Origin of the sequence: Serratia grimesii, assembly GCF_900186025.1 — a bacterium.
Lineage (GTDB): Bacteria > Pseudomonadota > Gammaproteobacteria > Enterobacterales > Enterobacteriaceae > Serratia > Serratia grimesii.
This window is the reverse complement of the sequence record NZ_LT883155.1, coordinates 840,832-862,923: the sequence shown is the minus strand read 5'-3', so window position 1 is coordinate 862,923 and position 22,092 is coordinate 840,832. Positions and strand designations below refer to the sequence as shown.

At 51.1% G+C, this 22,092-nt stretch carries 21 protein-coding genes, 4 tRNA genes and 1 other RNA gene; 3 read left to right on the top strand and 23 right to left on the bottom strand.

The features are described 5' to 3' along the window. Nucleotides 1-52 precede the first annotated feature (52 nt). The 3 genes from rimM to ffh all read right to left on the bottom strand — a co-directional run bounded on the left by rimM (nt 53) and on the right by ffh (nt 2,446). Nucleotides 53-601: a ribosome maturation factor RimM gene (rimM, locus tag SGBXF1_RS03995; protein WP_037424830.1), complete on the bottom strand. Its 549-nt coding sequence runs from the start codon at nt 599-601 to the stop codon at nt 53-55. 18 nt (nt 602-619) lie between these two features. Further along, nucleotides 620-868, bottom strand: a complete 249-nt coding sequence (gene rpsP, locus SGBXF1_RS03990) for a 30S ribosomal protein S16 (protein ID WP_004932501.1) — start codon at nt 866-868, stop codon at nt 620-622. Between the two features lie 216 nt (nt 869-1,084). Next, the gene (ffh, locus tag SGBXF1_RS03985; protein ID WP_037424818.1) at nt 1,085-2,446 is read right to left on the bottom strand and encodes a signal recognition particle protein; all 1,362 of its coding nucleotides are present in this window, start codon (nt 2,444-2,446) and stop codon (nt 1,085-1,087) included. Between the two features lie 169 nt (nt 2,447-2,615). On the opposite strand from ffh, the gene SGBXF1_RS03980 reads away from it, so the two are divergent. Further along, on the top strand, nt 2,616-3,407 hold the full coding sequence (locus SGBXF1_RS03980; RefSeq protein WP_186427860.1) for a cytochrome C assembly family protein: 792 nt from the start codon (nt 2,616-2,618) through the stop codon (nt 3,405-3,407). A gap of 40 nt (nt 3,408-3,447) precedes the next feature. Beyond that, on the top strand, nt 3,448-4,737 hold the full coding sequence (locus SGBXF1_RS03975; protein WP_037424814.1) for an HlyC/CorC family transporter: 1,290 nt from the start codon (nt 3,448-3,450) through the stop codon (nt 4,735-4,737). A gap of 116 nt (nt 4,738-4,853) precedes the next feature. On the opposite strand, the gene tnpA is transcribed toward SGBXF1_RS03975, so the two are convergent. The 15 genes from tnpA to pncC form a co-directional block, all read right to left on the bottom strand. After that, on the bottom strand, nt 4,854-5,312 hold the full coding sequence (gene tnpA, locus SGBXF1_RS03970) for an IS200/IS605-like element IS1541C family transposase (protein ID WP_129935314.1): 459 nt from the start codon (nt 5,310-5,312) through the stop codon (nt 4,854-4,856). Nucleotides 5,313-5,509: 197 nt separating this feature from the next. Beyond that, nucleotides 5,510-6,025 carry an S-ribosylhomocysteine lyase gene (gene luxS / locus SGBXF1_RS03965; RefSeq protein WP_037424812.1) on the bottom strand — a complete coding sequence of 172 codons (516 nt, stop codon included), beginning with the start codon at nt 6,023-6,025 and terminating at the stop codon, nt 5,510-5,512. A 166-nt stretch (nt 6,026-6,191) separates the two neighbouring features. Then, nucleotides 6,192-7,754, bottom strand: a complete 1,563-nt coding sequence (gene gshA, locus SGBXF1_RS03960; RefSeq protein WP_186427859.1) for a glutamate--cysteine ligase — start codon at nt 7,752-7,754, stop codon at nt 6,192-6,194. Between the two features lie 82 nt (nt 7,755-7,836). Further along, entirely contained in the window at nt 7,837-8,265 is a 429-nt protein-coding gene (locus SGBXF1_RS03955) for a YqaA family protein (RefSeq protein ID WP_186427858.1), read from the bottom strand. After that, nucleotides 8,262-8,828 carry a fructose-1-phosphate/6-phosphogluconate phosphatase gene (gene yqaB / locus SGBXF1_RS03950; protein ID WP_186427857.1) on the bottom strand — a complete coding sequence of 189 codons (567 nt, stop codon included), beginning with the start codon at nt 8,826-8,828 and terminating at the stop codon, nt 8,262-8,264. Before yqaB ends, SGBXF1_RS03955 begins: the two co-directional genes overlap by 4 nt. A gap of 173 nt (nt 8,829-9,001) precedes the next feature. Then, nucleotides 9,002-9,122, bottom strand: a non-coding RNA gene (locus tag SGBXF1_RS03945) — RtT sRNA. A gap of 27 nt (nt 9,123-9,149) precedes the next feature. Next, nucleotides 9,150-9,226: transfer RNA gene (locus tag SGBXF1_RS03940), tRNA-Arg, on the bottom strand. Nucleotides 9,227-9,276: 50 nt separating this feature from the next. Continuing rightward, nucleotides 9,277-9,353: transfer RNA gene (locus SGBXF1_RS03935), tRNA-Arg, on the bottom strand. Between the two features lie 61 nt (nt 9,354-9,414). Continuing rightward, nucleotides 9,415-9,491 (bottom strand) — tRNA-Arg (locus tag SGBXF1_RS03930). A 3-nt stretch (nt 9,492-9,494) separates the two neighbouring features. Then, nucleotides 9,495-9,587 (bottom strand) — tRNA-Ser (locus tag SGBXF1_RS03925). Between the two features lie 310 nt (nt 9,588-9,897). Beyond that, nucleotides 9,898-10,083, bottom strand: a complete 186-nt coding sequence (gene csrA, locus SGBXF1_RS03920; RefSeq protein WP_004091602.1) for a carbon storage regulator CsrA — start codon at nt 10,081-10,083, stop codon at nt 9,898-9,900. Between the two features lie 252 nt (nt 10,084-10,335). After that, entirely contained in the window at nt 10,336-12,963 is a 2,628-nt protein-coding gene (gene alaS / locus SGBXF1_RS03915) for an alanine--tRNA ligase (protein ID WP_061807312.1), read from the bottom strand. Nucleotides 12,964-13,096: 133 nt separating this feature from the next. Continuing rightward, nucleotides 13,097-13,603: a recombination regulator RecX gene (recX, locus tag SGBXF1_RS03910; RefSeq protein ID WP_186427856.1), complete on the bottom strand. Its 507-nt coding sequence runs from the start codon at nt 13,601-13,603 to the stop codon at nt 13,097-13,099. A gap of 68 nt (nt 13,604-13,671) precedes the next feature. Further along, nucleotides 13,672-14,733 (bottom strand): recombinase RecA, encoded by a 1,062-nt coding sequence (gene recA / locus SGBXF1_RS03905; protein WP_037424778.1) that lies wholly within the window; start codon nt 14,731-14,733, stop codon nt 13,672-13,674. Nucleotides 14,734-14,845: 112 nt separating this feature from the next. Then, nucleotides 14,846-15,334, bottom strand: a complete 489-nt coding sequence (gene pncC, locus SGBXF1_RS03900) for a nicotinamide-nucleotide amidase (RefSeq protein WP_061807314.1) — start codon at nt 15,332-15,334, stop codon at nt 14,846-14,848. 251 nt (nt 15,335-15,585) lie between these two features. On the opposite strand from pncC, the gene SGBXF1_RS03895 reads away from it, so the two are divergent. Continuing rightward, nucleotides 15,586-16,980 carry an MFS transporter gene (locus SGBXF1_RS03895; protein ID WP_186427855.1) on the top strand — a complete coding sequence of 465 codons (1,395 nt, stop codon included), beginning with the start codon at nt 15,586-15,588 and terminating at the stop codon, nt 16,978-16,980. A gap of 4 nt (nt 16,981-16,984) precedes the next feature. On the opposite strand, the gene chbG is transcribed toward SGBXF1_RS03895, so the two are convergent. The 5 genes from chbG to SGBXF1_RS03870 all read right to left on the bottom strand — a co-directional run bounded on the left by chbG (nt 16,985) and on the right by SGBXF1_RS03870 (nt 21,887). Further along, nucleotides 16,985-17,746 carry a chitin disaccharide deacetylase gene (gene chbG / locus SGBXF1_RS03890; RefSeq protein ID WP_186427854.1) on the bottom strand — a complete coding sequence of 254 codons (762 nt, stop codon included), beginning with the start codon at nt 17,744-17,746 and terminating at the stop codon, nt 16,985-16,987. 152 nt (nt 17,747-17,898) lie between these two features. Continuing rightward, a complete protein-coding gene (gene chbR / locus SGBXF1_RS03885; RefSeq protein WP_037424765.1) occupies nt 17,899-18,762 on the bottom strand; it encodes a transcriptional regulator ChbR in 864 nt (287 codons plus the stop codon). Continuing rightward, nucleotides 18,762-20,147 carry a glycoside hydrolase family 1 protein gene (locus SGBXF1_RS03880; protein ID WP_186427853.1) on the bottom strand — a complete coding sequence of 462 codons (1,386 nt, stop codon included), beginning with the start codon at nt 20,145-20,147 and terminating at the stop codon, nt 18,762-18,764. Before SGBXF1_RS03880 ends, chbR begins: the two co-directional genes overlap by 1 nt. 49 nt (nt 20,148-20,196) lie before the next feature. Next, nucleotides 20,197-21,558, bottom strand: coding sequence for a PTS N,N'-diacetylchitobiose transporter subunit IIC (gene chbC / locus SGBXF1_RS03875; protein ID WP_037424763.1), 1,362 nt, complete (start codon nt 21,556-21,558; stop codon nt 20,197-20,199). Nucleotides 21,559-21,569: 11 nt separating this feature from the next. Continuing rightward, a complete protein-coding gene (locus tag SGBXF1_RS03870; RefSeq protein WP_020825274.1) occupies nt 21,570-21,887 on the bottom strand; it encodes a PTS sugar transporter subunit IIB in 318 nt (105 codons plus the stop codon). Between the last annotated feature and the right edge of the window lie 205 nt (nt 21,888-22,092).

Genomic DNA, 22,092 nt, shown 5'->3' with positions numbered 1-22,092 from the left:
AAGCCAATCCCCATACTGTCATTCCACTTGTTTCGACCGTTTAATTCGGAGGTCAAAAACCAGGATCCCAATCTGCTTCAATCACGCGAGCAGTGAGATCGACTTTCTTGATAACCTGCCCATGAAGAAACGGGACCAACCGCTCCTTCATGCCGAATGCATCTTTCAGGTTAGCTTTCACAACCATCACATCGTTCGAACCGGTTTCCATCATATCGATGACTTTACCCAGTTCGTAGCCGGTGGTGGTGACGACCTGGCAGCCCATAAGGTCTTTCCAGTAATAATCATCACCCTCCAGCGGAGGAAGTTGTTTTGAATCTACCAGGATCTCGCGATTGGTCAGTAGATTCGCAGCATCCCGATCATCAACGCCTTTGACTTTGATGATCAGATCCTGACTGTGGCGCTTCCAGTCTTCCAACTCGACAAGCTGCCATTGACCCGCCTGCTGGATAAACCAGGGCTGATAGTCAAAAATGCTTTCGGCGTTCTCGGTGGATGAAAATACTCTGAGCCAACCACGGATGCCGTAAGTAGACCCCATTTTACCGAGTACAATCGGCGCGATCGGTGCTACCGGTTTGAGTTGCTTGCTCATTGCCACCACCGCGACAGATTAAGCTGCTTTCTTAGCGTCTTTGATCAGCGCGTGAACGCGATCAGAAACAGTTGCACCCAGGCCGACCCAATGTTCGATGCGGTCCAGGTCCAGACGCAGTGCTTCAGCCTGACCAGATGCGATCGGGTTGAAGAAGCCTACGCGCTCGATGAAACGACCATCACGAGCATTGCGGCTGTCGGTCACTACTACTTGATAGAACGGACGCTTTTTAGCGCCGCCACGTGCCAAACGAATTGTTACCATAACATCCTCTTTAGTTAATAAAACAGCCGGGCCCCATTGAGGGAACGGGGCCCGGTTGCAATATAAAAAGCCCGAAAATTTTACTCATTTTGGCGCAAAAAGCAATCGAAAGCGTAGATCGCCGTCAACTACTTTTTATCGCCAGTCATATTTCGGGCGGTTTTCACCGCGAACGGCAAATGCTTAAACGCGCTCACCCCAGAGGGCAAGCACCTGTCAGCGGCCAGGGAAGCCCGGCGGCATCATACCTTTCATGCCGCGCATCATCTTCGCCATTCCGCCTTTTTTCATCTTTTTCATCATGCGTTGCATGTCGTCAAACTGTTTTAACAAACGGTTAACGTCCTGCACCTGCATGCCGGAGCCCACCGCAATGCGACGCTTGCGCGAGCCTTTGATGATTTCCGGTTTAGCGCGCTCTTTCAGCGTCATCGAATTGATGATCGCTTCCATACGCACCAGAACTTTATCGTCCATTTGCGATTTCACATTGTCCGGCAATTGGCCGGCACCAGGCAGTTTGCTCAGCATGCTGGCCATACCGCCCATGTTACGCATCTGCTTAAGCTGCTCCAGGAAGTCGGTCAGATCGAAACCGTCACCCTTCTTCAGCTTGTTAGCCAGTTTTTCCGCTTGTTCACGGTCAACTTTGCTTTCGATATCTTCGATCAACGACAGCACATCGCCCATGCCGAGAATGCGTGAAGCCACACGGTCCGGATGGAATGGTTCCAGCGCTTCTGTTTTCTCGCCCACGCCGAGGAACTTGATCGGTTTGCCGGTAATGTGACGGATGGACAATGCAGCACCGCCACGCGCGTCACCGTCGACCTTGGTCAGCACCACACCAGTCAACGGCAAGGCTTCGTTAAAGGCCTTGGCTGTATTGGCCGCATCCTGACCGGTCATGGCGTCGACCACAAACAGGGTTTCTACTGGCTTTATCGCCGCGTGCACCTGTTTGATTTCGTCCATCATCGCTTCGTCAACGTGCAAACGGCCCGCGGTATCGACGATCAATACATCGTAGAATTTCAGCTTGGCTTGTTGCAGCGCACGGTTAACGATATCGATCGGTTTTTCTTTAACATCCGAAGGGAAAAAGTCGATGCCGACACTTTCCGCCAGTGTTTCCAACTGTTTGATCGCCGCAGGGCGATAAACGTCGGCGGAAACCACCAACACTTTCTTCTTCTGTTTTTCTTTCAGGAATTTGCCAAGTTTGGCAACGCTGGTCGTTTTACCTGCCCCTTGCAAGCCCGCCATCAACACCACTGCCGGCGGTTGCGCCGCCAGGTTCAGTTCGGTGTTCACTTCGCCCATCGCGGCAATCAGCTCGCTCTTGACGATTTTGACGAACTCTTGCCCCGGCGTCAGGCTTTTGTTTACTTCATGACCGACCGCGCTTTCTTTTACGCGATTGATAAAGTCCCGCACTACCGGCAGCGCAACGTCCGCTTCCAGCAATGCCATACGCACTTCACGCAGGGTTTCTTTGATATTTTCTTCGGTCAGCCGCCCACGGCCGCTGATATTGCGCAGGGTGCGCGACAAACGATCGGTTAAATTTTCAAACATCGTCTCTTGCTCAACGTGTAATGACAGGCCGCTCTGGCGACATAATTGCGGCGATTATAACACGAAGCGTAGAGGATCTCTGCCTCAGCGTTGGAGATCGGTTGGAGTGGGACGCGCTGGACGCTATACTGACAATCCAATTCACCACGCCGAAGCAAAATTAAACGCTATGCCAGTTTTCTCCATTGTGGCTTTGATCGCCTACCTGCTCAGCCTTGGACTGATTATTCCCAGTTTGTTGCGGAAGAACAGCGCATACCGTCGGCTTGCTCTCGTCTCGGCGGTGGTAGCGTTGGTTTGCCACGCCGTCGCACTGCAACAGCGTATTTTTGATGTCAGTGCCGGGCAAAACCTCAGCTTGCTCAATATCGGCTCGATAGTCAGCCTGATCATCTGCTCGGTCATGACGTTTGTCGCTTCACGCGATCGCGGCTGGTTCTTGCTGCCCATCGTTTATAGCTTCGCGATGATCAATCTCGCCTTTGCCAGTTTTATGCCTGGTGAGTTTATTACGCATCTGGAAGCCAGCCCTGAACTGATGGTGCACATCGGCCTGGCACTGTTTTCCTACGCCACGCTGATCATCGCCGCACTTTATGCGTTGCAGCTCGCCTGGCTGGACTATCTGCTGAAAAATAAAAAGCTGTCCTTCAGCGCCGATATGCCGCCACTGATGAGCATCGAGCGTAAAATGTTCCATATCACCCAAATCGGTGTCGTGCTACTGACTCTCACGTTGTGCACAGGCTTGCTTTATATGGATAACTTGTTCAGCAAAGAGAATGTGCACAAAGCTGTGCTGTCCATCATGGCATGGTTTGTCTATATCGTTTTGTTGTGGGGTCATTACCATGAAGGCTGGCGTGGCCGCCGTGTCGTTTGGTTCAGTTTTGCCGGCGCCTTCTTGCTAACATTAGCCTACTTCGGCAGCCGTCTGATCCAACAAGTGATGGTTCGTTAACGTCTCAGACTCTCTTTCTCCATATATAAGGAATACCGCGTTGGAGCATGTTTCGACAGGAACCCTGATCATTATCCTGGTGGTTATGATTGTGGTTTCCGCTTACTTCTCAGCATCCGAAACCGGCATGATGACGCTAAACCGCTATCGTCTCCGTCATCTCTCCAAGCAGGGTAACCGCTCTGCCCGCCGGGTCGAGAAGCTACTGAAAAAACCGGACCGTCTGATTGGCCTCGTCCTGATCGGCAATAATCTGGTGAATATTCTCGCCTCCGCGTTGGCGACTATTGTCGGTATGCGTCTATATGGCGATTTTGGTGTCGCTATCGCCACCGGTGTATTGACGTTTGCCGTACTGTTGTTCGCCGAAGTACTGCCGAAAACCTTCGCTGCACTGTATCCGGAACGCATCGCCTTCCCCAGCAGCTTTTTACTGGCGCCGCTGCAAAAGGTCATGTTTCCGCTGGTATGGCTGCTCAATGGCATCACCACGTTAGTTCTGCGCCTGTTTGGTATCCATACCAACGTGCGCGTCAGCGACGCCGTCAGCAAAGATGAGCTGCGTACTATCGTTAACGAATCCCACTCGCAGATATCTCGTCGCAATCAGGACATGCTGATTTCAGTGTTGGACCTTGAAAAAGTGACCGTGAACGACATCATGGTGCCGCGTAATGAAATCGTCGGTATCGATGTCAACGACGACTGGAAATCAATCATGCGTCAACTCACACACTCGCCGCACGGCCGTATTGTGCTGTACCGCAGCTCGCTGGATGACGCTATCGGAATGCTGCGGGTACGTGAAGCCTACCGTCTGATGACCGAGAAGAAAGAGTTCAATAAAGAGAACCTGCTGCGCGCCGCCGATGAGATTTACTACGTACCTGAGGGGACGCCACTGAATGTCCAACTGGTGAAATTCCAACGTAACAAAGAAAAGGTTGGCATCGTCGTAGACGAATACGGTGATATTCAGGGGTTGGTGACGGTTGAAGATATCCTGGAAGAGATTGTCGGTGATTTCACAACCTCCATGTCACCAACGTTAGCGGAAGAGGTCAATCCGCAGAGCGATGGTTCAGTCTTGATAGACGGTACTGCCAACGTGCGCGAGTTAAACAAGGCGTTCAATTGGACCCTGCCGGCCACTGATGCGCGTACGGTTAACGGTATGCTGTTGGAAGAACTGGAAGAAATCCCTGAAATCGGCACTCGAGCCCGCGTAGGTCACTATGATATCGATATCCTAGACGTACAGGACAATATGATCAAACAGGTGCGGGTCACGCCGATAAAATCACTGCAATCCAGTGTTCAGCAACACTGACCCCCGGAAATAAATATCCTCCGGCATAGCCGGAGGTTTTTCATATGCGCCTATAAGGCTCTGTTACCAGCCGCGCCCTAACAGGCGCATAGCAATCTGACATTTGCATCTATGGATTACTTACGGCCCGTAAACGGGCTACCTGGATACGGGATCGAGAGTTGCTCACCCATTTTATCCTCTTCCAGTTGGTGCTTTATGTATTCTTGTATCCTGGCCGTGTTTTTCCCTACCGTATCAACGTAATACCCTCGGCACCAAAACTCCCTGTTACGGTATTTGAACTTCAAATCCCCAAACTGCTCATAAAGCATCAGGCTGCTCTTTCCCTTCAGGTACCCCATAAACCCCGATACACTCATCTTCGGCGGGATTTCCAGAAGCATATGAATGTGATCCGCACAGCATTCCGCTTCCAGAATATTCACGTTTTTCCATTCGCACAGCTTTCTTAAAATACTGCCAATCGCTTTGCGTTTTTCCCCGTAGAACACCTTTCTTCGGTACTTCGGCGCAAAAACTATGTGATATTTACAGTTCCATCTGGTGTGCGCTAAGCTCTTTTCGTCCCTCATTGGGACCCCCTTTTGATTTCTTGTTGAACATTTGCAGTTGCCAGACCGCAAACTGTTTTAACAAATCAAAAGGGGTTTTTATAACTGGCTCAAAGCTGAAAGCTTTACTAAACCCCCAGCCTAGCTGGGGGTTTTCTGTGCACAAGAAAAAAGACGCGAATATCGCGTCTTTTTTTATCGTTGAAACCGGGACCGAACTAGATGTGCAGTTCTTGCAACTTCTCTTTCGGCAGCGCCAACTCTTCGTTGTGGTTCACTACCACGTCGTGATCAAGAATATGCTTAGCGATTTCCTGCGCTTCTTCCAATGAGTGCATGTGGTAAGTCCCACACTGGAACTCATTCAGCTCAGGAATTTTACGCTGATCGGTCACTTTCAGCACATCGCCCATTGCGGCTTTCCACGCATCGGCAACTCGCTGTTCTTCCGGTACACCAATCAGGCTCATATAGAAGCCGGTACGGCATCCCATCGGGGAGATATCGATAATCTCAACACCCTGACCATTCAGGTGGTCACGCATAAAACCGGCAAACAGGTGTTCCAGCGTATGAATACCGCGCTCAGGCATCACTTCCAGGTTCGGACGGCAGAAACGCAGATCGAACACTGTGATGGTATCGCCATGAGGAGTTTTCATGGTTTTCGCTACGCGGACAGCCGGAGCTGCCATGCGAGTATGGTCTACGGTGAAGCTATCCAGCAATGGCATTTCGTTACCTCCTCGTAAAAGAGTATTTATTTCGAAACTTTTTTATCTAACCAGGAAACCTTTTCTAACTCAGCGAGTCTGAATATGTGAAAGACGCGCATTTGTTATCATCATCCCTGTCATCAGAGATGCATATTTGGCCACATTGATGTGGCCTTTTTCTTTTTCAGCTCCCGCCATGTTGCTTCAGGAACTCTTCAAAGCTTAGCGTATCACTGGCTTCTACGTTACGTTGACGCTCCCACGAAGCTTCCTGTTCATTTGCCAGATCGGCTTCAGTCAGGATTTCCAGCGGCTCTTCTATCAACATCTGACGGTATTGTTCAGCCAGTTCCAGGCCCACACGCCCCGTCCCCTCTTCCTTCATCGCTTTCAGGATGCGGGCAGAGAATGTCAAATCCGGATCGTCAAACGCCGCGACCAGTTCATCGCACACTTGCTGGTACTGACTATCGCCGGCTTCGCTATCCAGCACTTCCGCCACGCGGCGCAGATCGTCAAACAGTGCTTTACCTACTTTTGCCAGCGGCTCACGGCTGTCATCACAGCCCATACCAATCGTTTGACCCGGTTTACGGCCTTCGAGGATCACACGATTCCAGTTTTTACGCGTGCACAGCAACTCATCGCTGCTCATCTCCGGCGCATCGGCCAGCACACACCACACCAGGAACAGGTCCAGGAAACGTGCCTGTACCGCATCTACACCGATTGGTGAGAATGGGTTGATGTCCAGCGAGCGAACTTCAATGTATTCGATACCGCCGCGCAGCAGCGCATCTGACGGTGTCTCTCCGCTGTTGGTCACACGCTTAGGTCGAATTGGCGCATAGAGTTCGTTTTCGATCTGCAGCACATTGCTGTTCAACTGCAGATAACGATCGCCGTCCTTTACGCCCAACTTGGCAAACTCTTCTGATGGCGTGGCAATTGCCCGCTTCAGGCCTTCAACATAACTTTGCAGATCGTTGAAAGTAATGCCCAGGTTGCTCTGCGATTTGTTGGTATAACCGAGATCGCTCAGACGCAACGAGGTGGCATACGGCAGATAACACATCCCTTGTTCAGTACGTTCAAATGGCAACGTGGTTTCACGCCCTTTCAGGAATGAAGAACAGATCGCCGGCGATGCACCAAACAAGTACGGAATGACCCAACCAAAACGGTAATAGTTACGGATCAGGCGGAAATATCCCGCTGAGATCTGCTCCTTACCACTTTCAGCATCTTTAACACCAGCCCATGCCTGCCAGAACTCCAGCGGCAGTGAGAAATTGTAGTGCACACCGGAAATGGTTTGCATCAACGCGCCATATCGGTTCTTCAACCCTTCACGATACAGCGTTTTCATGCGACCAATGTTCGACGAGCCAAACTGCGCCAGCTCAATGTCCTGCTCGGCTTCAATAAAGCACGGCATGCTAAGCGGCCACATACGCTCGTCACCCAGGTTACGCGCGACGTGACGATGAATATCACGTAAGAACGTCAGCAAGTGATCGAGGTTGTCGTCAACTGGCGTAATGAACTCTAACAATGCCTCAGCAAAGTCTGTGGTTATCCAGTGGTGCGTTAATGCCGCCCCCAATTTCTCCGGATGCCCGGTTGTTGCAAGCTTACCGTCCGCGGTAACACGCAGCGTTTCACTCTCAATGCCGCGACGGATGCCTTTTAATGCATGGGGATGGGCTTCCAACCAAGAAAGCGCCTGAGATACGTCCGGGATCAAATTGACCTCCCGCTTCTAAAAACAAGAACTCGTAAGCATACTGAATCCGCACCCGAGAGAATATTGAGTTATATTCACGTCGTTAATGCCACCAGGCCATTCCCTGTAACGTTATCATCGTCAGAATGATGTAACGCAGCGCCTTTCCGATACACAGAAACAGCGCGACAGGGCCCCAGGGCATGCGCAGCCAACCTGCCAACACGCACAATAAATCGCCCACTACCGGTACCCAACTGAGCAATAGCGCAGCCGGGCCGAAGCGTTGCATCCACCCGAGCGCTGTATCCAGTCCTCGCTGTGGTTTCAACGCCGGTAACAGGCGCCCGATAATGACATTGGTCAACCCACCGAGCGTATTACCCAACGTCGCGGCCAGCACCAGTATTTCCGGTGAGACACGGCTGTTGGTCAGCAAGGCGACCAAAACAATTTCTGAATTTCCCGGCAGCAACGTCGCACTGAGGAAGCTGCTGCCAAACAACGACATAACGACCAGCGTACTACTCACAGCGTACGAACGTCTACCACAGCCATATTGGCGCTTTTAGCGGCCTGAATACCGAAGTCTGCGTCTTCAAACACCACGCATTTCTCTGGCGGCACACCAATCAATTCGGCACAACGCAGGAAGGTGTCTGGCTCCGGCTTATGACGTTGCACGTCATCGGCGCCCACGATCGCATCAAAGCAGTGGAACAGACCCAGATGGCGTAACAAGGTTTCTGCCATGCGGTGCTCGCTGCCCGTGCCCACGGCCATAGGACGACGACCATGGTAGGCCTTCACCACCTCGATCAACGGCAAGGGACGAACGCTGTCCAACAGCATCGCTTCTACCGCACGGGTTTTCTCCGCAGCCAACTGATGGGGATCGAGATCGGCCTGGTGGCTGGCAATAATCGCCTGGGCAATACGCCAGGTCGGGGAGCCGCTCAACGCCACCATTGCCACCTCATCAAACGTCATACCGTAACGGGACAACACCTCGTGCCACGCTTTGCGGTGCGTTGGCTCAGTATCGAGAATGGTGCCGTCCATATCGAAAATAAGACCCTGATAGCGGTCGTACATCGTTACTCCATGATCGTTGAGGAAAGAAAACTACTTTAGCGTAAAGCCGGAAGGTTGTCGCTGATCGCGTAATAGCGGAATGTGCTGTGCAGATGCCTAAGGATGGCGGGATAACAGCAGTGTGTTGCTGAATGCCAGAAAACGAAAAATCCGCCGAAGCGGGTTTTCTTAGATGGTGCATCCCGGAGGATGATTCGGCTACGCCTCTCCCTTCGGGCCGTTGCTGAAGCAACGTTGTCTCGCTGCGCCCGGCTCGAACCTCCAACCGCTCTGCTCGCGGTCGGAAAAGCGAAAAACCCGCCGAAGCGGGTTTTTCTTAGATGGTGCATCCAGGAGGATTCGAACCTCCGACCGCTCGGTTCGTAGCCGAGTACTCTATCCAGCTGAGCTATGGATGCATTACTAATTTTTGATTTGTCTGCTTGAAGAAACAAGTTGACAGAAAGAATGGTGCATCCAGGAGGATTCGAACCTCCGACCGCTCGGTTCGTAGCCGAGTACTCTATCCAGCTGAGCTATGGATGCACAGGAATTCTTTTTTGATACCGTATGGTACGTTGTTACTACCCCACCATACTGCAAAATATGGTGCATCCAGGAGGATTCGAACCTCCGACCGCTCGGTTCGTAGCCGAGTACTCTATCCAGCTGAGCTATGGATGCAAATGGCGGTGAGGCGGGGATTCGAACCCCGGATGCAGCTTTTGACCGCATACTCCCTTAGCAGGGGAGCGCCTTCAGCCTCTCGGCCACCTCACCATACGCTTCTTTCGAATTGTGCCTAACTTGCTTTAGAGAAGCTCATCGGCACTGCGTGGCGCACATATTACTTTCTCCGACTTTTAAGTCAAACAATTTTTCCCAACTCACGTGCGTTTGCACAATTCACGCTCAACATGGGCGATTTCACGGCAAAAAGAGTGTTTTATCAACAAGCCGCTACTGTGAAATAGCAAACAAAGTGAAGAAGAGAGCTGGAAGATTTTGCAGAAGAAGTCAGGGAATAGTTTGTGGCGGGCATAAAAAAGCGCAGTAGCGTCTCGCTGAGCAACGAGACGCTGCTTCGAAATCAGTAAGTCGTCTGTTGAGACTTCTCTGCCTGAATGCGCTGATAGATTTCTTCGCGGTGAACTGACACCTCTTTAGGGGCATTCACACCAATACGAACCTGGTTGCCCTTGACCCCTAACACTGTGACAGTGACCTCATCGCCAATCATGAGGGTTTCACCAACTCGACGAGTCAGAATTAACATTCTTTGCTCCTTGAAAGATTAAAAGAGTCGGGTCTCTCAGTTTCCCCGTCATTATCCATCATATGCTGTGAAAACGTAAGCCATGTTACCCACAATAAATGTAAGCAGACTTGGTCTCACCTCAGATAATGATAAGTTTAGCCGACCTGAAAAACTTTGTTCCCGGAATTGTAACCAAATTGTGTTAGCACAGGTTAAAAACGCCATAATCAGTAATGAGTTATGGCGTTTGTAAGTGCTATTTATTTATATTCACAGTTTCGAGGCCACCCAGGCTTCTACGCTGTCTAATGCCGCTGGCAGGGCACTGACATCTGTCCCCCCGGCCTGCGCCATATCAGGACGTCCGCCCCCTTTACCGCCAACCTGTTGTGCTACGGTACCGATCAACTCGCCGGCTTTCACTCGGTCGGTCAGATCTTTGGTCACGCCAGCAATCAAACTCACCTTATCATCAGCCGTGGTGGCCAGCACGATAATCGCGGAACCCAATTGATTTTTCAGATCATCAACCATGGTGCGCAGCATTTTGGCCTCAACGTTATCAAGCTGACTGACCAACAAGCGTACGCCGTTAACCATTTTCGCCTGGCTAGATAATGAAGCACTTTCCTGAGCCGCCTGCTGGTCCTTCAACTGCTGCAGTTCTTTCTCCAGTGCGCGGGTACGATCGAGAACTGCACGCACTTTGTCCGTCAGGGTGTTACTGTCGCCTTTAACAAGGTGTGCAACGTCCTGTAACAGATCGCTTTGCTGATGCAGGGTAGCAATCGCACCTTCACCGGTTACCGCTTCAATACGACGGATACCTGCGGCAGTCCCTGACTCACTTAGAATCCGGAACAAACCGATATCGCCAGTACGGCTGGCGTGAGTACCGCCACACAGCTCAGTCGAGAAGTCACCCATGGTCAGTACACGCACGCTGTCGTCGTACTTCTCACCGAACAGCGCCATTGCGCCCTTCTCTTTGGCATCTTCCAACGCCATCACTTCGGTTTGCACCGGCAGGTTACGGCGCACTTGCTGGTTAACCAAATCTTCTACTGCGCGAATTTGCTCTGGCTTCATCGCTTCAAAATGTGAGAAGTCGAAACGCAGGTATTTATCGTTAACCAACGAGCCTTTCTGCGCTACGTGCTCACCCAGCGTCTGACGCAGTGCAGCATGCAACAAGTGTGTCGCGGAGTGATTCAGGCGAATGCGATTGCGGCGAACCGTGTCAATTTGCGCATCAACGCGATCTTTCACTTTCAGAGAACCATGAGACAGCTTGCCCTGATGGCCGATAGCCTGGCCGTATTTCTGGGTATCGCTTACCTCAAAATCAGCACCCGCGGCTTTCAGCACGCCTTTATCGCCCACCTGACCACCTGACTCACCGTAGAACGGGGTCTCGTCCAGCACCACTACAGCTTCTTCACCGGCGTGGATTTCATCCACTGGCTGGCCGTCACGGAACAATGCAGTCACAGTAGATTGCTGCTGCTCGTGGTCATAGCCGTTGAATTGGCTGGCACCATCAACACGGATCATGCTGTTGTAGTCAGCACCGAAGCCGCTGGATTCACGCGCACGGCGACGTTGTGCTTCCATTGCTTGTTCGAAACCAGCTTCATCCACTTTCAAGCCACGTTCACGGCACACATCTGCAGTCAGATCGATCGGGAAACCGTAGGTATCGTACAGACGGAATGCGGTTTCACCGTCCAGAGTATCGCCTTCCAGCTTGGCCAGCGCCTCGTCCAGCAGGATCAAGCCACGCTCCAGAGTGCGCGCAAACTGATCTTCTTCAGTTTTCAGCACTTGCTCAACCAGTGACTGCTGACGCTTCAACTCGTCGGCTGCCGGCCCCATTACGTCGATCAATGGCGCAACCAGCTTGTAGAAGAAGCTGTCTTTCGCGCCCAGCATGTTGCCATGGCGAACAGCACGACGAATGATGCGGCGCAACACATAACCACGCCCTTCGTTTGACGGCGTCACGCCATCGGAAACCAGGAAGGCACAAGAACGGATATGGTCGGCAATGACGCGCAGAGATTTGTTATTCAAATCTGTGGCACCCGTCACCTTGGCTACTGCGGCAATCAATTTGCTGAACAGGTCAATTTCATAGTTGGAGTTAACATGCTGCAATACTGCGGCAATACGCTCCAGACCCATACCGGTATCTACCGAAGGTTTTGGTAACGGCAACATGGTACCGTCTGATTGACGGTTGAACTGCATGAACACCAGGTTCCAGATCTCAATGTAGCGATCGCCATCTTCTTCCGGGCTACCCGGTGGGCCACCCCAGATGTGATCACCGTGGTCATAGAAAATCTCGGTGCATGGGCCACATGGACCGGTATCACCCATCTGCCAGAAATTATCAGAGGCAAAAGCCCCGCCTTTATTATCGCCAATGCGGATAATACGTTCTGCCGGCACACCAATCTGTTTCTGCCAGATGTCGAAAGCTTCGTCATCGGTTTCGTAGACGGTTACCCACAGTCTTTCTTTCGGCAGATTAAACCAGTTTTCACCGGTCAGCAGTTCCCATGCATAGCTAATAGCATCGTGTTTGAAATAGTCGCCGAAGCTGAAGTTACCCAACATTTCAAAGAAGGTATGGTGACGTGCGGTATAACCGACGTTCTCCAGATCGTTATGCTTACCGCCCGCACGTACGCAACGCTGTGAGGTGGTTGCTCGGGAATAGGCGCGCTTGTCCAGCCCCAGGAAAACATCTTTAAATTGGTTCATGCCGGCATTGGTAAACAGCAATGTCGGATCATTGTCAGGTACCAGGGAGCTGCTTGCTACAACCTGATGACCCTTACTATGAAAGAAATCGAGAAACGCTTGACGGATCTCAGCGGTGCTCTTGCTCATAATTTTCCCGGAAAGGCTAGAATAACGACACGTGAGCAAGATACGTGACATCCTGACGATGACATCTAGCTCACGAACAAAAAGTGGGGATAAGATAAATTTTCTTCAAGGGGAAGTAAAACCCCGTGTGCGTTCATTGCGCAAAATCACGGTAAATTGACTGAATTTCTTCCTGGAAGAAGCCACGATAGAGTAGATAACGCTGTACTTTGGCTTTCTCTTTCCAGTCCGTTGGTAACTCGTCACCAAATTTACGTTGCGCCACCTGTTTGGCCTGCTCACACCAGTCAATATCGCAGTCCGCCAACGCGGCCTGTGTTAGCTCTTTATCCACCCCTTTTTGCATCAGTTCAGAACGGATCCGTTGCGCACCATAGCCTTTACGACTGCGGCTACCAATGTAGCTTATGGCAAAGCGTTGATCGTCCAGCCAGTTATGCTGATAGCAATAAGCGATGACCTGTTCAATAACGGCAGGATCAACAGGCTCTTCAGGAGGTGGAACAGAGGACGAGGGAGATTTTGCACCAAATCGGGCTTTCGCCATAAATGGCTGCGCCGCAAGTTTGCGGCGCAGTTCAGCTTCACTATGATCGCGTTGCGACAGCAGGCGCATGGCGCGGCTTAGCAAGTCATTCATTATTCAAGCCTGATTTAATTGATGTTCGTGGTGCCTTAAACAACGGCACTCACGAACATCAGCAGCGATTAAAACTCTTCGCTGGTTTCAGCTTCATCGTCGAAGCCTTCATTGGTTGCAGCAACCAGTTCACCGCTGCTGTGCAGCAGCAGATCACGCAGTTTTTTATCCAACTCAGCGGCAACCGCAGGGTTTTCTTTCAAGAAATTACAGGCGTTTGCCTTACCTTGACCAATTTTATCGCCGTTGTAGCTGTACCAGGCACCCGCTTTCTCGATCATCTTGTGCTTAACGCCCAGATCGACCAATTCACCGCGACTGTTGATACCTTCACCGTACAAGATTTGGAACTCGGCCTGCTTGAACGGAGCAGCGATTTTATTTTTTACCACTTTAACGCGGGTTTCGCTGCCGATCACTTCGTCGCCTTCTTTCACCGCGCCGATACGGCGGATATCCAGACGGACAGAAGCATAGAACTTCAATGCGTTACCACCGGTGGTAGTTTCCGGGTTACCGAACATCACACCAATTTTCATACGGATCTGGTTGATAAAGATCAGCAGCGTGTTGGCGTTTTTCAGGTTACCGGCCAGTTTACGCATTGCCTGGCTCATCATACGTGCCGCCAGGCCCATGTGTGAGTCACCGATTTCGCCTTCGATTTCTGCTTTTGGCGTCAACGCTGCTACGGAGTCAACGATGATCACATCAACCGCGCCAGAGCGGGTTAAGGCGTCACAGATTTCCAATGCTTGCTCACCCGTATCTGGCTGAGAACACAGCAGGTTGTCGATATCAACGCCCAGCTTTTTCGCATATACCGGATCCAGCGCATGTTCAGCATCAATGAACGCACAGGTTTTACCTTCGCGCTGCGCTGCAGCGATAACCTGCAAGGTCAGGGTCGTTTTACCTGAAGACTCTGGACCGTAAATTTCAACGATACGGCCCATTGGCAGGCCGCCCGCACCCAATGCGATATCAAGTGACAGTGAGCCGGTAGAGATCGTTTCTACGTCCATAGAACGGTCTTCACCCAGACGCATGATGGAGCCTTTGCCGAACTGTTTCTCAATCTGGCCCAGTGCCGCAGCTAGCGCCTTTTGCTTGTTCTCATCAATAGCCATTTTTGCTCCTTCGTTACGCAATGTCGGTGTTACCCCACACTGCCACTGAATGTATGTTGTGCAGGAAATGTCACTAATTATACTGTATGGTCATACAGTATCAAGCCTAATTTTACAAAAATTCATCAAGGGCGGTTTGCAGCGCGAAAATCGTCGCCTGAAGCCGCACTGCATCGCGATCGCCGGCAAATTGCATCTTACGCGCCAATACTCGCCCGGTGCGTTCAGCAAAACCAAACCAGACCGTACCCACCGGTTTTTCCGCACTACCACCATCCGGCCCGGCAATACCACTGACTGACAGTGCCAAATTGGCCTGTGCTGCATGTAATGCTCCCTGAGCCATTTCACGCACCACTTCTTCGCTCACGGCACCGTGCGCCACCAATGTACCTTCAGCCACGCCCAGCAAGTCATGTTTCGCGGCATTACTGTAGGTGACAAAGCCACGATCAAAATAGGCAGAACTGCCGGCAATGTCAGTGATCGCTTTGGCGATACCACCGCCAGTACAAGATTCCGCACAGGTGATCCACTGACCATTAGCCTTCAGTTTTTCCCCTACCGCAATACTGAGTTTACGCAGTTGGTTTTCACTCATAACCTCTCCTTAGCGAATCAAGGTATATGCGCCCGATAGTAGCATTTATCAACCTTGCCTGACGCTGTGGTGACAGAAATGCGCGATGCTTCGCAAGGGATACGGTGTTAAGCCGCAGACCAAACTGCTAGTATCGAATGTAACGCTCGGGTTAACGGGCAGTGTTTTGCACGAGGGATATCACCGGGTTGTCTTTGCCGTCAGCATAGTCAGCGCCAGGGCAAATCAGAATAAAAGATTAGGATGATAGAGTGAAAAAAACGTTAGGTGTTTTCTTTCCGTTGTATACCACCACCCTACTAATGCTACTGGGTTCAGGGTTGCTCACGACGTACATCTCCTTGCGTTTAACCTCTATCCACGTGACCGGTGCGTTGATCGGTGCCATTATCGCCGCCAACTATATCGGGCTGGTGATCGGCGGCAAAGTCGGTCATTTTCTGATTGCTCGTGTCGGGCATATCCGCGCCTACGTATCCTGCGCCGGTATTATTACCGCAGCAGTGCTGGGACACGGGCTGACGGAATACATCCCCGTGTGGGTCGTGCTGCGGCTGATTATCGGCTTGTGCATGATGTGTCAATTTATGGTGCTGGAAAGCTGGCTGAACGATCAGGCGGAATCCAACCAACGCGGCATGGTTTTCGGCTTCTATATGGCGGCCACCTATCTGGGCATGTCATTGGGCCAGGTGGTCTTAATGCTGCAGACTAATCTTGGCATCACCACCCTATTGGTTATCGCCCTGTGCTTTGCACTCTGCCTTGTCCCTATCGCCCTCACAACCCGTACCAATGCCCGACACATGTCACCGGCGCCGATGGAATTGCGCTATTTTATTGGCGCTATTCCCAAAGTACTGGCGACCACGTTGGTGATCGGCATGGTAGTCGGTTCTTTCTATGGACTGGCACCGGTGTATGCGAGTATGCAAACGCTAACCACCCAGCAGACGGGCTTGTTTATGGCGATAGCTATCTTCGCCGGGCTGGTGGCGCAGTTCCCGCTCAGTTGGCTGTCAGACCGTTACAACCGCACATTGTTGATGCGTATCAACGCTATTTTATTGATCGTGGCTTCACTGCCGCTGGCGCTGGTGCCACACATTGACTTCCCGGTATTGCTGGTGGTGGGCTTTATCGTCAGCATGTTGCAGTTCACGCTGTATCCATTGGTGGTTGCTCTGGCTAACGATTTGATCGAACCGGAACGGCGCGTATCCCTCGCCGCCTGTTTGCTGATGGCCTTCGGCGTCGGTGCCAGTATCGGTCCTTTGGCTGTAGGTGCACTGATCGAGCCACTGGGTGGCAATATACTGTATGCCTTCTTTGCACTTTGCGGTGTGTTGCTGGTGGCCTTCAGCCGGACGGTAAAACAGGACGAATCGCAGTTTGTGCAGGATGCGCCATTACCTCATATTCCCCTGCCGGACAGCCTGACCAGTTCCCCTCTTTCCCCGGCACTGAACCCAACGTTTGATGAGCAGATCATCCATGACACTATGCCGCCACCGGAAGCGGCCCCTGATCCGATAGAACAACAGGACACAGGCGCATCAGAGGAAGAAGAACCTGAAACGCCTATCCCGCAGGGGGCCGATCCCGATGAGGATACCGGGCTGAAAAAAGCGCATTCGATGCTGTAAGCTGTTACAGATCCAGGAAGGATCCCAAACGATAGCCACGCTCCGCTATCGCGTTTTTAATGCCCGCCGATGTCAAAACCTCCACTTCGGCAAGCCGTGGGTAGCAATACTTGCTCGCTAAAATAGTTTTATCCAGAAACGCCGGGTGGCACATCATCTCTACCGATTTGGCACCGCGTTGATCCGTGCGTTCAAGCACCTGCAAAAACAACGCCTCGGATATCTCTTCACCGTAAAAGCCGGCATCAAACCACTCGGTGCTGTGGTCGTAACGCAATGGAATATCTTGTCGCTCTACGTCCTGGCGCCCTATGCGTAGTGGGATGGATTGAGATTGGGCAAACGCCTCCACCAGCGGGTAAATTTGCGGCAGCATATGCACATGATGGTGGCTATCTATATGCGTTGGCGCTTTACCAAATACGGCAATAAATTTGTCATATTGGCTAATCAATTCATCGTGGATTTCATTCAGATCAAGTTGTGCAGACTCGGCCTTTTCCCATAACCACTTGCCCAACTCCCCACGTTCGTTAACCAACGACGGCATGGCCGTCAATGGATACCCATGGGTCAACACAAAGTGCAGGCCAATCTGTAACCCCGGATAACGCTGGCTGAGGTTCGCGGCATGCTGGATATGCGTGCTATTTACCATCGCAGTAGTTGAAGAGACAACGCCATAGTGAAACGCCTCAATAACGCCATAATTTTGGCCCTTGCTCAGACCAAAATCGTCGGCATTCACTATCAGTAACTTTTCCATTTTGGCATCCATTTAACAAATTTTTGGCAAGGGAATACCGTCCGTCAGGTACGGCAACTCCCCTTCGCTTAAGCAAAGTAATTTATTTTTTCAGGCTATCGTCGGCCTGAAAGTATTCGGAATATCAGCGTTAATACTTATCGGAAGCGGCCCTAAATAGGGCCGTAGAACTTTTTTCGGTAATTACCCGGCGTCACTTCCGTGAGTCTTTTAAAGTTTTTAATAAATAAGCTCACATCACCATAACCCGAATCAAAGGCAATATCCGAAACCGAATAGTTGGTGACCTCAAGCTGCGTTTTGGCGAAGTTGATGCGGATTTCATTGATCACCTGCATTGGCGTTTTATGGTAATAACGCCGCATTGCACGGGTCAGGTATTCCTGAGTTTTTCCCGATAACTCAACCATATTGAGCAACGCTTTTTCACCAAACATCGCTTTATCATGCATACCCGCCAACGTATTCTTCAGCCACTGCGGGATGTCATCCCCTTCACCGCTGTCTTCCTTATAGTGGCGAATGCGGCTGATGATATAAAAGGTCAGTGTTTCCAAGAACTCAGCAAAGTCATCCTCACGAAACTGCGGTGAACCCACCACCGACTCAATATACGCAAGGAATTCATTTTTTAAGCTATAGGCCTGAGAAGCGACAAAGCAGCGCGGCAACTGTTGCAGGTAGTTCTCTTCAAAGAAAACCTTGCCGATTGCCACGTTGAAGATTTTTGCAGCGCCAAACTCATAAAAACTTTGATGATGCGAACCTATAGGGATAAAGACAAAATCCCCTCGTTCCAGCAACACCCGTTTGCCGTTAATCTCCTGGTAGCATTTACCGCTCAGGACGATAGTGAACTCGTAGTAGTCATGCTGATGCAGCCCGGTAGCGCTTTCCACCTTGTTATAGATAAACAAATGGAAGTCTTTGCAGTTAAAGAAATCCTGCTCCCGAATCAGCTTAACGTCGTTCGCATTTAGCGAAACCAGGTTCTCAGACACCGCGTGCGCCCTCATTAGTCAAAGCCATTTTGCCTGGCTGTTTCGGCAAACCAATAGCCACTTTTCTTAAGCGTGCGTTGTTGGCTTTCCCGCTCCAGCCGCACTAACCCGTAGCGATTCTTATAGGCATTAAGCCAGGACCAGCAGTCAATAAAGGTCCATAAATGGTAACCTTTACAGTTTGAACCTTCTGACAATGCCTGATGCAGCCATTTCAAATGGTCGCGAATGAAATCGATCCGATAATCATCCTCCACCCGCTCGTTGGCGCCGATAAAAGCCTCTTCCCCCTCAACGCCCATACCGTTTTCTGAAATATAGCAGGGAATATTGCCGTAGTTTTCCTTCAGATCCATCAGGATGTCATACAGGCCTTTTTCATAGATCTCCCAGCCACGGTGCGGGTTAATCTTGCGCCCCGGCATCTCGTAATAGCTGAACACATCTTCCGGCATAGTCACTGGATCTGTCGCCCGGTAGCCTTCTTTCGCTTTGACCCTGCGCGGTTGGTAGTAATTAACACCCAGAATATCCACCACTCCGTCGGCAATCAGCTGCGCATCTTCCGGCGCTGTCTGCGGCAACAGATCATGAACACGCAGTAAATTCACCAAATCGTCCGGATAGCGCCCTTTGGTTACCGGGTCGAGGAAACTCTTATTCAGTAGCAGATCCGCATAGTGCGCCGCCACGCGATCTTCCTCACTGTCCGAGCGAGGATAAGTTGGGCTCAGGTTCAAAATAATGCCTATCGTGCCTGCATTATCCAACGCCCTGAACTCACTCACTGCTTTGGCATGGGCCAAAACGCTGTGATAAGCCACCGTGATCGCTCTTTTGAAATCGACCACACAAGGATAATGCAGGTCGTTCAGATACCCCGCTTCTACCGGCACAATCGGCTCATTAAATGTGAACCAATGGGTGACTCTATCGCCAAACAAGCTGAAGCAGGTTCTGGCATAACGCGCATAGGCCTCAACGACTTTCCGGCTTTCCCACCCCCCTTGTTGCTGCATACACATTGGCATATCAAAGTGGTAAAGATTGATAAATGGCGTAATGCCCTGGGCCAGCAGACTGTCAATCATCGCATTATAGAAAGCCACTGCTTTTGGGTTCACTTCGCCATCCCCCTGCGGGATCAATCGAGACCAGGAGATGGAGGTTCGGAAGGTATTATGCCCGAGGGCCTTTAACAGCAGGATGTCTTGCTGGAAATTGTCATAAAACGTGGAGGTTTCGGACGGACCAACCTGATGATGAAAACGTTCAGGTGCAATCTCATACCAGTAATCGAAGATGTTTTGGCTTTTGCCATCCCGTGCGGCTGCGCCTTCCGACTGTGGTGCAGAGGTGGCACTGCCCCACCAGAAATCGTCAGCAAATTGATATTTCATCCGAAGCCCCTCTAAAACCGGGGCAGCGGACTGCTGCCCCAGACTACAGTTAGAATTTCAACGCCTTGGCGATGTCTTCTTCGCTTTCCGTCGCTTGATCGATCTGGCTCTGTGCTTTGTTGGAGATCATGACAAACGGCAGATAAATCATGGTCGCTACGCCCAGGTTGAAGAAACTCAACAACATGGCAACGATACTGCCGTTGGTGTTGAAGAATGCTCCCAAACCAACCGGCATGGTCCATGGTGCAATGTTGGTGATTGGCGGAATCAACCCGGTGTAATAAGCCACCGTTGTGATAATCGTCAATACTGGCTGAACCAAGATGAACGGAATAAACATCACTGGGTTCATAATCACCGGCAGGCCGAACAAGATAGGTTCGTTAATCTGGAAGATACCTGATGGCGTTGCCAGCTTGGCGACCTGACGATAATCCTCACGGCGTGAAGCGATGAAGATAGCGATAATCAGCCCCAGCGTTGAACCTGTCCCGCCCAGATAGATGTAGGAGTCGACGAACGGCTTCGCCCACATGTGGAACTCTTTACCCGCAGCCACCGCAGCTTCGACAGAACCATACTTGTTGTAGAGTTCAACGTTCTCCAGTGCGAATGGGGTCATGATACCGCTGTCCAATGCCGCCAGTGCCATCGAACCATGCACACCGAAGAACCACAGCAGCGAGGAGAACATCACATATACCCATCCCACCACACTGCCCATTTTCGCCAACGGTGCGGAGATGCTGTCCATGATGATTTGGTGGAAGTTGGTTCCCCACAGCGTGAGGCAGTAAGCCAGCACACCCATAATGGACAAAATAATAAAGCCCGGGATCAACGCAGAGAACGAGCGCGACACTGAAGAAGGTACGCTGTCTGGCAGGCTGATCACCCAGTTGCGGCGAACCACAAAGGCAAACATTTCAGCCACGACCAGGCCGATCACCATACCGGAGATGATGTTGGCACCACCCAGCCAGTTAGCGCCAACGGCATAGGCTTCACCGACGCTGAACGGGGTTACGGTCATAAAGGCAGCCACCGCCAGCAGTGCTGCCGCTAATGGGTCGACCTTTCTCTCTTCAGCCAAAGCCATACTGATAAAGAATGGCGTCATCAGGGACATAATGCCCAGGGTGCCGTTATAAACGCTGCCTCCGATGGCCTTCAAGCCATTCAGCGTTTCAATGGTGGACGGATCCAGCCGCACGCCCAATGAAAAGAAGAACGACCCTTCACCGAAACTGAGAAACACGTTGTTGATCAGAACGAACATCGCCCCGGTCAACGTCAGTGGCATTAAACGAATGAACCCGTTTTTGATGGCATTAACATGGGGCTGTTTACCAATTTTCACAGCAAAAGGCAGTATGACCTTTTCCAACGAGGCAATTAACGTATTCACGGCAGTCCCCTTTATTGGTTAGCTTTTTTTATGGTGGCGACCGCAGCCTTCAACACGCCAAGGCCATCGAGCTTGCCGTATAAAGCAGAATCAATCACTTCAACGGGCTTATTCGGCAATTGTTTTTGTACTTCGGCAAGCGTGTAGGCAATCTGCGGCCCCAGAAGGATCAAATCTGCTTCAGCGCCCTTTTCTGCCGCCAGTGCCTCAGGATAAGCGGCAATGATCACCGGCACTTCGTACTTCTCGGCTTGCGCTTTCATTTTCGAAACCAGCAGGGAAGTCGACATACCGGCAGAACAAAACAGATAGATTTTTTTCTTTTCCATACCAAGTCCCTCAAGATAATCAAAAAAGCCCCATGTCATTTGTTTGCCAGATGCAATAGCTATTGCCTCACGCACATTCCTTATGAAAACTTCCGTTACGTTGCCCTGGTTACAGACAGTATACGGAGGCATCGAAGTGGACCGGTAAGCCATCAGTATAAAGAACCGTCTCTGCTTGACCTTGTCGATTGACCCTCTTCACATT

Bases quoted from the DNA above. Each gene is read 5' to 3' on its own strand.
- rimM (WP_037424830.1), bottom strand. From the start codon at position 601: ATGAGCAAGCAACTCAAACCGGTAGCACCGATCGCGCCGATTGTACTC.
- rpsP (WP_004932501.1), bottom strand. From the start codon at position 868: ATGGTAACAATTCGTTTGGCACGTGGCGGCGCTAAAAAGCGTCCGTTC.
- ffh (WP_037424818.1), bottom strand. From the start codon at position 2,446: ATGTTTGAAAATTTAACCGATCGTTTGTCGCGCACCCTGCGCAATATC.
- SGBXF1_RS03980 (WP_186427860.1), top strand. From the start codon at position 2,616: ATGCCAGTTTTCTCCATTGTGGCTTTGATCGCCTACCTGCTCAGCCTT.
- tnpA (WP_129935314.1), bottom strand. From the start codon at position 5,312: ATGAGGGACGAAAAGAGCTTAGCGCACACCAGATGGAACTGTAAATAT.
- luxS (WP_037424812.1), bottom strand. From the start codon at position 6,025: ATGCCATTGCTGGATAGCTTCACCGTAGACCATACTCGCATGGCAGCT.
- yqaB (WP_186427857.1), bottom strand. From the start codon at position 8,828: ATGTACGACCGCTATCAGGGTCTTATTTTCGATATGGACGGCACCATT.
- csrA (WP_004091602.1), bottom strand. From the start codon at position 10,083: ATGTTAATTCTGACTCGTCGAGTTGGTGAAACCCTCATGATTGGCGAT.
- alaS (WP_061807312.1), bottom strand. From the start codon at position 12,963: ATGAGCAAGAGCACCGCTGAGATCCGTCAAGCGTTTCTCGATTTCTTT.
- recX (WP_186427856.1), bottom strand. From the start codon at position 13,603: ATGAATGACTTGCTAAGCCGCGCCATGCGCCTGCTGTCGCAACGCGAT.
- recA (WP_037424778.1), bottom strand. From the start codon at position 14,733: ATGGCTATTGATGAGAACAAGCAAAAGGCGCTAGCTGCGGCACTGGGC.
- pncC (WP_061807314.1), bottom strand. From the start codon at position 15,334: ATGAGTGAAAACCAACTGCGTAAACTCAGTATTGCGGTAGGGGAAAAA.
- chbG (WP_186427854.1), bottom strand. From the start codon at position 17,746: ATGGAAAAGTTACTGATAGTGAATGCCGACGATTTTGGTCTGAGCAAG.
- chbR (WP_037424765.1), bottom strand. From the start codon at position 18,762: ATGAGGGCGCACGCGGTGTCTGAGAACCTGGTTTCGCTAAATGCGAAC.
- SGBXF1_RS03880 (WP_186427853.1), bottom strand. From the start codon at position 20,147: ATGAAATATCAATTTGCTGACGATTTCTGGTGGGGCAGTGCCACCTCT.
- SGBXF1_RS03870 (WP_020825274.1), bottom strand. From the start codon at position 21,887: ATGGAAAAGAAAAAAATCTATCTGTTTTGTTCTGCCGGTATGTCGACT.